Below are 11426 nucleotides of genomic sequence, written 5' to 3'. Positions count from 1 at the left end.
CCCCGAGGACGGATAAAGCGCCTGTTTGCCGACATATTCCGTGCGCAGCCGCGCGGTGACCTTCGCCGAGGTCCGCCGTCACCTCGGCGTCGAGACCCAACGGCAATGGTCGGACCCGGCGATCGCCCGCACCACCCCGGCGCTGCTCGGGCTGTTCTCTCTGGTCACGCTGTGGGCCAACGAAATTTCGGCGGAGATGGCCATCCGACCACGCGCCGCGGGATGGTATGCCAAGGCCGAACCGACCTTCAGTGACGCCCTGGCCGCGGTCCGCTTCCGGCTCTGGAGCGAGACGACTTTCTCGCTGTCAACGCTGGGCGGGGAGAGCGCGAAACTCCTCGGCGCCGGGCTCAACCGCCTCATTCAGGCCGTTTGCTTTCCGGCGTGATTGAGCAAAGTCGAGCTCAGGGCTTGGTCCAAATCCATGAGCAAGTCTCGTTCCCCTTCCAATCCGATGGACAAGCGCAACAGGCTGTCGTCAATGCCCGCCGCTCGCCGCGCCTCGATCTCCATGCTCGCGTGCGTCATCGTCGCCGGGTGGGCAACGAGGCTTTCGATGCCGCCAAGTGACTCGGCGAGCGTGAACACCTTCACCGCCTCCACGAAACGGCGTGCGCCGTCCGCTCCGCCTTTGATGTTGAAGCTCAGCATGGCGCCGAAACCACGCTGCTGGCGCTCCGCGATGGCGTGGCCAGGGTGAGACGGCAGGCCTGGATAATGCACGGTCTCCACGCACGGATGACGATCGAGAAAATCGGCCACCGCAAAGGCGGTGCGCTGCTGGTACTCCAGCCGTGGGAACAGCGTTCTCAAGCCACGCAACGTCAGGTACGCGTCGAAGGGCGACCCTGTGAGGCCCATCGCGTTCGCCCATTCCTTGAGGTGGTTCAGATCCTGCGTGTGCGCGGCGATGACAGCTCCCCCCACGACGTCGGAATGGCCGTTGAGGTACTTGGTCGTTGAATGGATGACGAAGTCGGCCCCGAGCGCCAGGGGTTGCTGGAGCGCGGGCGAAAGGAAGGTGTTGTCGACGGCGATCCTGGCTCCCGCCGCCTTGCCCTGTTCGGCCAGTTTGGCGATGTCAGTGATGCGCATCAGCGGATTGCTCGGTGTTTCGATCAGAATAAGGGCCGGGCCGCGTCGAAGAGCCTCGGCGAAACCTGCCGCCTCGTTCAGATCGACGAACGCCACGTCGAAATGCCCCTTCGCCGCTCGCATCGAAAGCAGGCGATGGGTTCCGCCGTAGCAATCGTGAGGAGCGACTATCAGGTCGCCAGGGTCAAGCGTCGCCAGCAGCAGGCTGACGGCGGCCATGCCGGTGGCCGTGACCACCGCACCGGCCCCGCCCTCCAATTGGGCGAGGGTATCGGCGAGCAGATCGCGCGTCGGGTTGGCCGTTCGCGAATAGTCGTATGGTCCGGGCTTCTCAAAGCCGGGAAACCGGTAGGTGGTCGACAGGTGGATCGGCGGCGTCACCGCGCCGTACTGCGCGTCGCTCCCGATGCCGTTGGCGGCGGCGATCGTCTGCGGGGATTTTTCATTGTCCATGCTCGGCATCCTCTGCTGCGTGCCGTGGTCCGGCTGTTCGACCGCTCCTGGCCTGCCCGATGGCGCCGCGTCAGCGCGCCGCCGCCCGAAGGTCCGCGGCGCGGCTTGTCCGTCCGGACTTGCTCGCCACATCGCCCCGCATGGTGCGCACCAGATTGTAGACCATCATGAGCGCCCCCGCGAGAAACAGGGCGCCGCCGGCTGCGCGGATGACATGGAAGGGGTGAGTGGCCGTGACCGTCTCGACGAACGAATATTGAAGAAAGCCAAGGGTGTCGTAGGCGCGCCACATCAGACCCTGCATAATGCCCGACACCCACATAGCGGCGATGTAGAGCAGAATGCCCACGCTCGCCGTCCAGAAATGCAGGCTGACCAGCGCCACGGAGTACAGGCGCTCCCGCCCCCAGAGCCGCGGGACGAGGTGGTAGAGGGAGCCGAACACCATGAAAGCCACCCAGCCGAGCGCCCCGGAATGCACATGGCCGACGGTCCAGTCGGTGTAGTGCGACAGGGCGTTCACCGGCTTGATGGCCATCAGCGGACCCTCGAAGGTCGACATGCCGTAGAAGGCCACCGACGTCACGAGAAAGCGCAGGACCGGGTCGGTGCGCAGCTTGTCCCAGGCACCCGACAGGGTCATGATGCCGTTGATCATGCCGCCCCAGGACGGCATCCACAGCATGATCGAAAAGGTCATGCCCAGCGTTTGCGCCCAGTCCGGCAGAGCCGTGTAGTGCAGGTGGTGCGGACCGGCCCAGATGTAGATGAACACCAGCGACCAGAAGTGCACGATCGACAGGCGGTATGAATAGACCGGCCGATCCGCCTGTTTCGGCACGAAATAATACATCATGCCGACGACGCCGGCGGTCAGGAAAAAGCCGACGATATTGTGCCCGAACCACCACTGCACCATGGCATCCTGCACGCCGGACAGTAACGGGTAGCTCTTCGCTCCGGTGAAGGAGACGGGCACGGCCAGATTGTTCAGCGTGTGCACCATGCCGACGACGATGACGAAGGACAGGTAGAACCACAGAGCCACGTAGATGTGCCTCTCCCGCCGCTGCAGGATCGTCCGGACCAGGATCGTCGCGTAGAGCAGCCACACACCGAGCAGGAACAGGTCGGTGTACCACTCGAACTCCGCGTATTCCTTGCTCTGGGTGGCGCCCATCACGTAGCCGGACACCGCCAGGAGGACGAAGATCTGATAGCACCCGAACAGCAGCTGGTGCAGTTCCCGGCTTCCCCACAGGGCGGTTCGGCAGGTCCGCTGCGCCACAAAGAACGACGAGCCGATCAGCGCGTTCCCGGTGAAGGCATAAACGATCAGAGTGGTGTGGATCGGCCGGACGCGGCCGAAGCTGGTCCATTCCAGTCCAAGATTGAGCGTCGGAGCGACCAGCAGAAGGGCAACCCACAAGCCCATTGCCAGCCCGGCCACACACCAGAACAGGGATGCCCGAATGAACATCCGCACCGCGGCGTCTCCGGCGTCGTACGAGGCCGCGTCGCCGTCCGTCCGTCCGGCCCCGGGTATGGATAGCGTGGTGCTGATCGCGAGATCGGTCATGCGCAAGACCCTGTCGACGTCGCAAGGCGGGAACGGCCGGACAGCCGACGTCATGGCGGCCCGGTCGGCGATGGCCGGTCAGGGCCGCCCAGCGCAGGGCGCGCGGACTCCCGTCCCGTTTTGGAATGGGAGGATCACAGGCGCCTTGCCCGACGGCTCGTAACACGGTTGCGCAGAGCCTAGGTCGCGCCTACACATAGCAAAAGCGAATTTATTCGATGGATTGCATCGGAATAGCCGATGCAAGTTCCGGTGGGGGCGTCGCATGGACATGGAAACGGCCCGCACTTTCCTTGAGGCGGCCACGGCTGGAAGCTTCGTCGCGGCGGCCGAGCGGCTGCACGTCACGCAATCGACGGTCAGCACGCGCATCCGGCACTTGGAGGATCAGCTCGGTTGCCAATTGTTCGTGCGCAACAAGAACGGCGCAATGCTCACCGCGGCCGGGGTCCGGTTCCAGCGTCACGCCATCGCCATGCTCCGCCTTTGGGAGCAGGCCCGGCAGGAGGCCGCGCTTCCCATCGGGCATCGCGCCCTGCTGCGCATCGGCAGCGAGGCCGGTCTGTGGAATCGGATGCTGAACCGTTGGATTCCCTGGATGCGGCGGAATGCCGAAGACATCGCCCTGCGGTGCGAGGTCGGGTTGGCGGACGATCTGCTCCAGCGCCTTCGCGACGGGACGCTCGATCTCGCGGTCCTCTATTCGCCGCGCGCCGTGCCGGGCCTCGCGGTGCGCCTGCTGCTGGAGGAGGATTTGGTCCTTGTCAGGGTTCCCCCCGCTCTGAGCGCCGGTGGCGACCACTACGTCCTCATCGACTGGAGCGACGAGTTCCAGCGCAGCATCCGTTTGCGAAATCCGGAGCTTCTGTCCACACCCTTGTCGATCGGCGTCGGCACGCTCGGGCTGGACTATGTCAGGCAATGCGGGGGAACCGGGCATTTCCCACGGAGCTTGGTCCAGCCCATGCTCGACCAGGGGGTGGGGGAAGTGGTTCCCGAGGCGCACCCGTTCAGTTTGCCCATTTACGCCGTTCACCCGGCGGAGCCTGACGTCAGCGTTCTCAAAACCGCGTTCGAAGGCCTGCGGGCCATCCTTGGCTCTGACGGAGCGACAGGGAATTCTCAACAAGGCGCCGACGCCCAATAAAATCCCGTTCCGGCCGGCGTCGGCGCGCGCGGGGCTGATGCTCGCAAATGGATGCCGCCTCACCGGCTGGCTTTCACGCCGTCGCGATGATGCGGCGTGAACGGTGTTCTGACAGGAAGGGAGGAATCACCATGAAGCCCCAGCGGTCCGCACCCCGGCCCTCGTCGCCCTTCGCACGCCCCGACGGGTCCTGCCTCGGTCGTCTTCCGGACGAGCAGGAGGACGAGCCCGTGCCCGCCGCGCCGGCGGAACCCAAGGACAACCCCGGCCCGCCCACCGAGCCGATGAATCCGGCTTGATGCGGTTCGGAACACCGGCGCACGTTGGCCGCGACCGATCTGCCGCTGAACCTGCCGCTGAATGCCCGCCCTAAACCTGCGGCGATGATGCGCGTTCATCCGCGCCGCCAAGCGCCTCTTCCCCACAACGGTAAGCCCGTGCAAGGGAGACGTCCTGTGCCGGCGTAAGCACGGCGTCAACGGCACTGAGCAGTGCGGTCTCTTCCTTTTGAATGTGCAGGACGAGGCCCTCGATCAGCTGCTGCCCGAAATGGCGGCAGACCGGCCAGCTTTCCTCATCGAACCCCTCACGCAGAGCCAGGGCGCACAGCCGGGTGATGCGGCGGACGAGCGGGCGCAGGGCTTCGTGGTCGGTCGAGAGGTCGGCCGTCATCTCGTAAGCGCCGGCGGCGGCGATGGGCGGGAAGAGCCACTGCTCTTCCAGGATAAAATGCCGTTCGAGGTCCTGGCCCAGTTCCTTGCCGATGGTGGCGAGCAGAACGCGACCGTCCGCGTCCAGATGTGGAATGTCGTCCTCCGTGGTGCGTTCGAGATAGGCTTCGAACGCGTTCAGAAGGTCGATGGTCCGGTGATGATCGTCGTGCAGGAGTTGGCCGGTCTGGCTGTCGGTGTGCATGTTCGAAGCCGTTTGAAAGGAGGTCACGCGTCGGGTCGACCATTCCAGGCGGTAAGCCTGACCAGCCGAGGATCGTCGGCGTGGTCCACCAGCATGCGTCGGACCCGTTCCTGCCATAGGGTGCGGAACTGTGCCGCTTCGTCCGGGGATGCCGCGTGGGACAACAGGCGCTGAAGAAGGCCGGACATCGCCGGATCGACCGGCACGACGCCGCTGTCGAGCGTCGCTTGCACGCCCGCTCCCGTGCCCGTGCGGACGAAGGCCATCGTCCCTTGAATGCCGACCCCGAAGGTCAGGAGGTTCCGGCGGTCGAAGCGTCCAGCGATGCCTTTGAAGCCGGTGTTTTCCGTCGCTCCGGTCAGCAGCGTGGCGACGCTTGCCATCACGCCGGCCACACCGTCGTCGGCTGCCTCGCGAACAGACACTGCGACGGTCCCGCGCTCGGGCACCTCATCGGGATACAGACGCTCCAGGGACCGTACGGTCATCAGGTAAGCGCCCGCGACGGTCGGGCAGGAATGGCCGGCCAGCCGTACGGCATCGGCATAGCCGTAATGAATCAGGCCGTCCTCGGCCGCGCCGAGGAACGCGCTGAGCGGATCGAACACGACGAGCCGCGGCGCCGCATCATAGAAGGATGGTAAGGTCATGACCGGATCATCCCACGATGATGAAAGGGCCTCTTTGTCCTCGCGCAAACGGAACGGCCAAGCACCGGTGGCAAGCGGGAATGCCCAACGGAGGAAGGCAGAGTCTCACCCCCACCTTCCCTGTGCGCATCCCACCGGGGTGGGATCAATGCTTCATCTCGCCGAGCTGCTTGCGGGAGTCGCCGCTCTTGTCGAGGATGATGCTGTCGTCCGCCTTGCCATCGACTTCCAGAATGCCGATGAGCCCCTTGGTGGCGCGGCTCAGAGCGTGGTCGACCAAGGCGTACTTGCCCGGATAGTCGACCTTGAACTCCACCATCGTCGCCCCGCCCGGCGCCACCGAGACCGTCTGCACGTTTTTCAGCGGCGGCGTGTCGAGGGCACCGAGGTTGTGGACGCGATCAAAGATCTCACCGATGACATGGAACGACGAGGTGAAGTTCGGTCCACCGACACCGAACCAGATGCGCACGGTTTCGCCCACACTGGCCTTCAATGGCTTGTCCTTCACCAGACCACCCACGGCGCCGTTGAACACCAGATAGCCAGGCTTCTCGTTCACCAAGCCGTCGTAGTCGTCTTCCGCCGCCGGCAGGTTTTTCGCCTTGGTGGCGTAGATCTCCTGCTGCATCACATAGAATTCCTTGTCGACCTTCGGCAGACCGTCTTCGGGTTCGACCACGATCAGACCGAACATGCCCTTGGCGATGTGCTGGGCGACCATCGGCGTGGCGCAATGATAGACGTACACACCCGGGGCCATCGCCTTGAACGAGAATTCCTTGGTCTGGCCCGGCTCCGCCTGGGTGATCTGTCCGCCGCCGAGGAAACCGGTGGCCGCGTGGAAATCAATGGAATGGTTCATGACCGACCCGGGCGCGTTCGTCATGGACACGTTCACCGTGTCGCCGACACGGACGCGGACCATCGGGCCGGGGACCTTGTTGTTGAACGTCCAGTAAGTGTAGGTCGTGCCGTCATCCAGCCTGGCTTCGACCTCGGTCGTGGTCAACACGACGTTGTGGGTCTTTGGCGCGCGTTTGCCCGCCGCTTCCGGCGCCGAGACCGCCGCGGGGTCCTGGACAATGTCGACCGCCGGCTCCTTGACCTTCGGCTCGGCGTACAGCGTGGTGGCCGATGCGGCCCCGATCCCCGACAGGGCGATGAGGGCGGCGGCGCTGACGGTGGCCAGGAAGGTCTTGGTTTTCATGATGCAATCCAGGGCGAGTGTTGCTTGTGAAGCCAACGTCCCAGATTTCCCGGCCCTGTTACTTAACGGTCGTCAAGAATTTTAGGTAAGGGCAACACTCCGATCACTTCCGTTTTTATTCTGATTTTTTCGCAATTGCGAGAAGTTGCTTTCTGGAGCGAGGGGGTTGAAGGGGTGTATCGCCTGCAAAGGACTGAGAAAAACCACAAATCACAAGGCGGATGCTGATGAGGTCACTGAGCAGCTCATCGTCCGTCCCGCTGGGAGCATGGAATCGGTCCGGCGCCCCTGCGACATCCCGCCGCGGCTCACGGCGTGAACAATGCCGCCGCACAGGATTGCCGCGCCATGCAGCATCCTTCGGCTTCGAGAACCGCGTTCGAGGACACTCGGTCGTTCCATCCTATCCTTTTCCGCACTGGCCCAACGGTCCTGTTTGCGCTTCCACTGGTGTTGGACGCGTAACCTAACCGTGTAACGATAGCAGGGGGAGGTGATGGCCGAGCGGTTCACGAAATCAGCGGCGCGCAACATCTTCTACGGCGGGTCGCTCTTCTTCTTCGTCACCTTCGTCGCCCTGACGATTCACAGCCACTACTACATTCGAGTGACCAGCACGGACGAGGCCACGCTGTCCGACAGCGTCGCACGCGGCAAGCACGTGTGGGAGAGGAACGCCTGCATCAACTGCCACTCGCTGCTTGGTGAGGGTGCCTACTTCGCCCCGGAGCTCGGCAACGTCTGGGTCCGCTACGGCGGGCGGGAGGACGCCGAAGGCGCGCGCACGGCGCTGATCGCCTGGATGCAGTCGCAGCCCAGCGGGGTCGAGGGGCGCCGCCAGATGCCGCAGTTCAACCTGACCGACGCGGAACTCAACGACCTCGTCGACTTCCTCGAATGGACCAGCCGCATCGACACGCAAGGCTGGCCACCGAACCAAGCGGGCTGAAGGGGAGGCATGGCATGAAATACGCGACCCAACGCATCGCCTATTGGTACTTCGCCTGCGCGATGGCCCTGTTCGTCGTCCAGGTGCTGGTCGGCTCGCTCGCCGGGACCGTCTACGTCCTGCCGAACTTCCTGTCCGAGATCCTGCCCTTCAACATCCTGCGCATGATCCACACCAACGCGCTGATCGTGTGGCTCCTGCTCGGCTTTTTCGGCTCGGCCTATTACCTGATCCCGGAGGAGGCGGAGCGCGACATCGAGAGCCCGATGCTCGCCTACGCCCAATTGGCCATCCTGATGGTCGGCGCGCTGGGCGCGGTGGTCGGCTACACGCTGGGCATCCACGAGGGGCGCGAGTTCCTCGAACAGCCGCTGTGGGTGAAGATCGGCATCGTCGTCGCGGCGTTGATCTTCCTCTACAACGTCTCGCTGACCGTGATCAAAGGCCGCAGGACGGCGATCACCAACGTCCTCCTGCTCGGGCTGTGGGGAATCGCGGTCTTCTTCCTGTTCGCCTTCTACAACCCGACCAACCTCGCGCTGGACAAGCTGTACTGGTGGTACGTCGTCCATCTGTGGGTCGAGGGCGTGTGGGAACTGGTGATGGCCTCTGTCCTCGCCTTCCTGGTCATCAAGATGACCGGCGTCGACCGCGAGGTCGTGGAGAAGTGGCTCTACGCCATCGTCGGCCTCGCCCTCTTCTCCGGCCTGCTGGGCACCGGCCACCATTACTACTGGATTGGTGCTCCGGGTTATTGGCAGTGGATCGGCTCGCTGTTCTCCACGCTGGAGGTCGCGCCCTTCTTCGCCATGGTCGTGTTCGCCTTCACCATGGCCTGGAAGGGGCGGCGCGACCACCCGAACAAGGCCGCTTTCCTGTGGACGCTCGGCACCCCGGTGATGGCCTTCTTCGGTGCTGGCGTGTGGGGCTTCATGCACACGCTGTCCTGGGTCAACTACTACAGCCACGGCACCCAGGTCACCGCGGCGCACGGGCACCTTGCCTTCTTCGGAGCCTACGTGATGCTGAACCTCGCGATCATCAGCTACGCCCTGCCGAGCCTGCGCGGCCGCGCGCCTTACAACCAGGTGCTCAACATGTGGAGCTTCTGGATCATGACCTCGGCCATGGCCTTCATGACCTTCACGCTGACCTTCGCGGGCGTCGTGCAGGTCCATCTGCAGCGCGTGCTGGGCATGACCTACATGGAGGTCCAGGAGCAGCTGGCCTTGTTCTACTGGATGCGCCTGGGTTCCGGCATCTTCGTGGTCATCTCGGTGCTCATGTTCGTCTATGCGGTGTTCGGACCGGCGCGCGGGCGGGTGCCCGCGCGCACCCAGCCCTCCATCGCGCCGGCCGAGTGATGGCGGAGGAGACGTCCTCCCAGCATGGGACGGCGGGCGGCGCCGTCCCCTTCTACGCTCCCACCGGCAACGAGGTGGCGTTGTTCGAGCATGCCCACCGCAACCGTCTGCCGCTGTTGCTCAAGGGGCCTACCGGCTGCGGGAAGACCCGCTTCGTCGCGCACATGGCCGCAAGGCTGGGGCGTCCGCTCCACACGGTGTCCTGCCACGACGACCTGACCGCCGCCGACCTGACCGGCCGCTACCTGCTCAAAGGCGGCGACACGGTCTGGACCGACGGCCCGTTGACCCGCTCGGTGCGCGAAGGCGCGATCTGCTACCTCGACGAGGTGGTCGAGGCGCGCAAGGACGTCACCGTGGTGCTGCACCCGCTGACTGACGACCGCCGCCTGCTGCCCCTGGAGCGCACCGGCGAATTGCTGGAGGCCCCGCCGGCGTTCATGCTGGTCGTCTCCTACAACCCCGGCTACCAGAACATCCTGAAGTCGCTGAAGCCCAGCACGCGCCAGCGCTTCGTCGCCATCGAGTTCGGCTTCCCGAAGGCCGATGCCGAAACCGGGATCGTCGTCCAGGAAAGCGGGCTGTCCGCCGACCGGGTCGCTCCGCTGGTGCGGCTGGGAAACGCCCTGCGCGCGCTCAAGGGACAGGATCTTGAGGAAGGAGTGTCGACCCGGCTGTTGGTGTATTGCGCCTCCTTGATCCGCGACGGCATGCCTCGCGACGAGGCGATCCTGGCGTCGATGATCGAACCGCTCACCGACGATCCGGAGGTCAAAAAGGCGCTGCTTCGGGTCGCCGAACTCACGCTGGGATGATCGCATGGCCTCGATTTGGGAACCCGAGGAGTTCGTCGGAGCCCTGTGGCACCGTCTGGTCGGTGACGCCGCGTCCTACCCGCGTCATCCCAACGCCGCGGTCCGCCTCGACGAGGTTCGCGCGCGCCTCGGCGTGCTGTTCCGGGCGCTCGGCGGCCCCGGCGCCGTGCGCATCGCCGGCACCTCCGCCGAAACGTCCGGGCATCGTCTCGGCCTGAAGCAGCGTCTCGGTCTCGGGACGGAAAAGCTGGAACGCGCCCGCTACGACGGCGTCACCCCTCCAGCTTCCCGACCGCGTCGATGTCTTCCCCTCCCGCGAGGACAACGCGGCGCTCTACGAATGGCTCGCCATTTTTTTCGTCCAGGCCGAACCGCCTCCGGCGATGCCCGACGACCCCGCTGCAGGCCGACCTCGTCCGCCTGCGTTCGGCCCGTCGGGCCACGCAACGGGCGCTCGATGAATGGCCGGGTCTGCGCCCGCTGCACGTCCGGCTCTGCCAAGCCATGCGCGCGGCCCGGCCCAAACGGCGGCTGCCCGGACAGGAGGCCGCCGTAGAGGCACTCGTCGGAACGCTCATCGGTAGCGGCGGCCCAGCCGATCCGGACCTGCTGGCCGCGGTCACCGACGCGACGGTCCCGCTCGACCGCTTCCGCGCCGCCTCCGGCTATCGGCCCTTCCTGCCGGTGCCGCTGTGGGGCGAGGTGTCCGCACCACCGGAGGGCGCCGCTTCCCCCGAGACGGATGAGGAGGGCGGCGCCGGGGCCGAAGGCGACGGCAAGCGTCGCAGGGCCAAGCGCCGCGAGAACGACCAGACCCGGCGCGACGACCCGCTGATGCTGAACCGCTTCGAGAAGATTCTCGGGCTGGCGGAGATGGTCAATCTCAATCGCAAGGTTGAGGACGACGACGAGGAAAGCGCGCGCAAGGCCGCGGAGGACTTGGACGAGATCTCCGGTGGGTCAGCACGAGCGCAAGGCGTCGACCAAGCTCAAGCTCGACCTCGATCTGGCCTCCGAGGACGCCGACGTCGCGCCATTGCGGGCCGGAAATCACCTATCACGAGTGGGACTGGAAACGCCCGGTCTCTATCATCCCGACCATTGCCGCGTGATCGCCGAGCCGGCCGCGCTGGAGGGGGAGGAGTGGCGGCCCGACGACCAACGCGCTGCGCCGCATCCGCCTGGTCCGCCGCCAGTTCGAGGCGATGCGGCCGCGCCGCCAAATGATGACCGGGCAGCCCGACGGTGA

General features: G+C 65.3%; 12 protein-coding genes. 7 read left to right on the top strand and 5 right to left on the bottom strand.

All coding sequences use genetic code 11. The features are described from left to right. Positions 1 to 40 precede the first annotated feature (40 nt). Positions 41 to 388 (top strand): hypothetical protein, encoded by a 348-nt coding sequence (locus AMK58_RS27870; RefSeq protein ID WP_035683402.1) that lies wholly within the window; start codon positions 41 to 43, stop codon positions 386 to 388. Here the strand turns inward: AMK58_RS27870 and metB are convergent. Next, entirely contained in the window at positions 364 to 1548 is a 1185-nt protein-coding gene (gene metB, locus AMK58_RS27865; RefSeq protein WP_035683404.1) for a cystathionine gamma-synthase, read from the bottom strand. The two genes, AMK58_RS27870 and metB, sit on opposite strands and share 25 nt — an antisense overlap. Before the next feature lie 70 nt (positions 1549 to 1618). Beyond that, positions 1619 to 3028 (bottom strand): cytochrome-c oxidase, cbb3-type subunit I, encoded by a 1410-nt coding sequence (ccoN, locus tag AMK58_RS27860; protein ID WP_236778391.1) that lies wholly within the window; start codon positions 3026 to 3028, stop codon positions 1619 to 1621. A 364-nt stretch (positions 3029 to 3392) separates the two neighbouring features. Here ccoN and AMK58_RS27855 point away from each other — a divergent pair, with 364 nt between their 5' ends. Both AMK58_RS27855 and AMK58_RS31020 read left to right on the top strand, forming a co-directional pair. Then, positions 3393 to 4274, top strand: coding sequence for a LysR family transcriptional regulator (locus AMK58_RS27855; RefSeq protein ID WP_035680916.1), 882 nt, complete (start codon positions 3393 to 3395; stop codon positions 4272 to 4274). A 131-nt stretch (positions 4275 to 4405) separates the two neighbouring features. Then, on the top strand, positions 4406 to 4573 hold the full coding sequence (locus AMK58_RS31020; RefSeq protein ID WP_167555948.1) for a hypothetical protein: 168 nt from the start codon (positions 4406 to 4408) through the stop codon (positions 4571 to 4573). A gap of 70 nt (positions 4574 to 4643) precedes the next feature. Here AMK58_RS31020 and AMK58_RS27850 read toward each other — a convergent pair whose 3' ends face one another. From AMK58_RS27850 to nirK, 3 genes are all read right to left on the bottom strand, one after another. Next, a complete protein-coding gene (locus AMK58_RS27850; RefSeq protein WP_035680913.1) occupies positions 4644 to 5189 on the bottom strand; it encodes a hemerythrin domain-containing protein in 546 nt (181 codons plus the stop codon). A gap of 23 nt (positions 5190 to 5212) precedes the next feature. After that, positions 5213 to 5839 carry an FmdE family protein gene (locus AMK58_RS27845; RefSeq protein ID WP_035680911.1) on the bottom strand — a complete coding sequence of 209 codons (627 nt, stop codon included), beginning with the start codon at positions 5837 to 5839 and terminating at the stop codon, positions 5213 to 5215. A 145-nt stretch (positions 5840 to 5984) separates the two neighbouring features. Beyond that, positions 5985 to 7049 (bottom strand): copper-containing nitrite reductase, encoded by a 1065-nt coding sequence (gene nirK / locus AMK58_RS27840; protein WP_059399744.1) that lies wholly within the window; start codon positions 7047 to 7049, stop codon positions 5985 to 5987. A gap of 496 nt (positions 7050 to 7545) precedes the next feature. Here nirK and AMK58_RS27835 point away from each other — a divergent pair, with 496 nt between their 5' ends. The 4 genes from AMK58_RS27835 (at position 7546) to AMK58_RS31165 (ending at position 11404) form a co-directional block, all read left to right on the top strand. Beyond that, positions 7546 to 7998 (top strand): c-type cytochrome, encoded by a 453-nt coding sequence (locus AMK58_RS27835; RefSeq protein ID WP_035680906.1) that lies wholly within the window; start codon positions 7546 to 7548, stop codon positions 7996 to 7998. Between the two features lie 14 nt (positions 7999 to 8012). After that, entirely contained in the window at positions 8013 to 9362 is a 1350-nt protein-coding gene (locus AMK58_RS27830; RefSeq protein WP_059399743.1) for a cbb3-type cytochrome c oxidase subunit I, read from the top strand. After that, on the top strand, positions 9362 to 10177 hold the full coding sequence (locus AMK58_RS27825) for a CbbQ/NirQ/NorQ/GpvN family protein (RefSeq protein WP_059399742.1): 816 nt from the start codon (positions 9362 to 9364) through the stop codon (positions 10175 to 10177). Before AMK58_RS27830 ends, AMK58_RS27825 begins: the two co-directional genes overlap by 1 nt. A gap of 504 nt (positions 10178 to 10681) precedes the next feature. Continuing rightward, positions 10682 to 11404, top strand: a complete 723-nt coding sequence (locus tag AMK58_RS31165) for a hypothetical protein (RefSeq protein ID WP_208869460.1) — start codon at positions 10682 to 10684, stop codon at positions 11402 to 11404. Positions 11405 to 11426: the final 22 nt, after the last annotated feature.

It is taken from the genome of Azospirillum brasilense (assembly GCF_001315015.1).
Classification (GTDB): domain Bacteria; phylum Pseudomonadota; class Alphaproteobacteria; order Azospirillales; family Azospirillaceae; genus Azospirillum; species Azospirillum brasilense.
Note: the sequence above shows the minus strand (reverse complement) of the source record. Positions and strands in the feature narration are given on the sequence as shown.

What these genes read in the sequence shown, in the direction of transcription:
- metB (WP_035683404.1), bottom strand. Translation starts at nt 1,548, where the DNA reads ATGGACAATGAAAAATCCCCGCAGACGATCGCCGCCGCCAACGGCATC.
- ccoN (WP_236778391.1), bottom strand. Translation starts at nt 3,028, where the DNA reads ATGTTCATTCGGGCATCCCTGTTCTGGTGTGTGGCCGGGCTGGCAATG.
- AMK58_RS27855 (WP_035680916.1), top strand. Translation starts at nt 3,393, where the DNA reads ATGGACATGGAAACGGCCCGCACTTTCCTTGAGGCGGCCACGGCTGGA.
- AMK58_RS31020 (WP_167555948.1), top strand. Translation starts at nt 4,406, where the DNA reads ATGAAGCCCCAGCGGTCCGCACCCCGGCCCTCGTCGCCCTTCGCACGC.
- AMK58_RS27850 (WP_035680913.1), bottom strand. Translation starts at nt 5,189, where the DNA reads ATGCACACCGACAGCCAGACCGGCCAACTCCTGCACGACGATCATCAC.
- AMK58_RS27845 (WP_035680911.1), bottom strand. Translation starts at nt 5,839, where the DNA reads ATGACCTTACCATCCTTCTATGATGCGGCGCCGCGGCTCGTCGTGTTC.
- nirK (WP_059399744.1), bottom strand. Translation starts at nt 7,049, where the DNA reads ATGAAAACCAAGACCTTCCTGGCCACCGTCAGCGCCGCCGCCCTCATC.
- AMK58_RS27835 (WP_035680906.1), top strand. Translation starts at nt 7,546, where the DNA reads ATGGCCGAGCGGTTCACGAAATCAGCGGCGCGCAACATCTTCTACGGC.
- AMK58_RS27830 (WP_059399743.1), top strand. Translation starts at nt 8,013, where the DNA reads ATGAAATACGCGACCCAACGCATCGCCTATTGGTACTTCGCCTGCGCG.
- AMK58_RS27825 (WP_059399742.1), top strand. Translation starts at nt 9,362, where the DNA reads ATGGCGGAGGAGACGTCCTCCCAGCATGGGACGGCGGGCGGCGCCGTC.
- AMK58_RS31165 (WP_208869460.1), top strand. Translation starts at nt 10,682, where the DNA reads ATGCGCGCGGCCCGGCCCAAACGGCGGCTGCCCGGACAGGAGGCCGCC.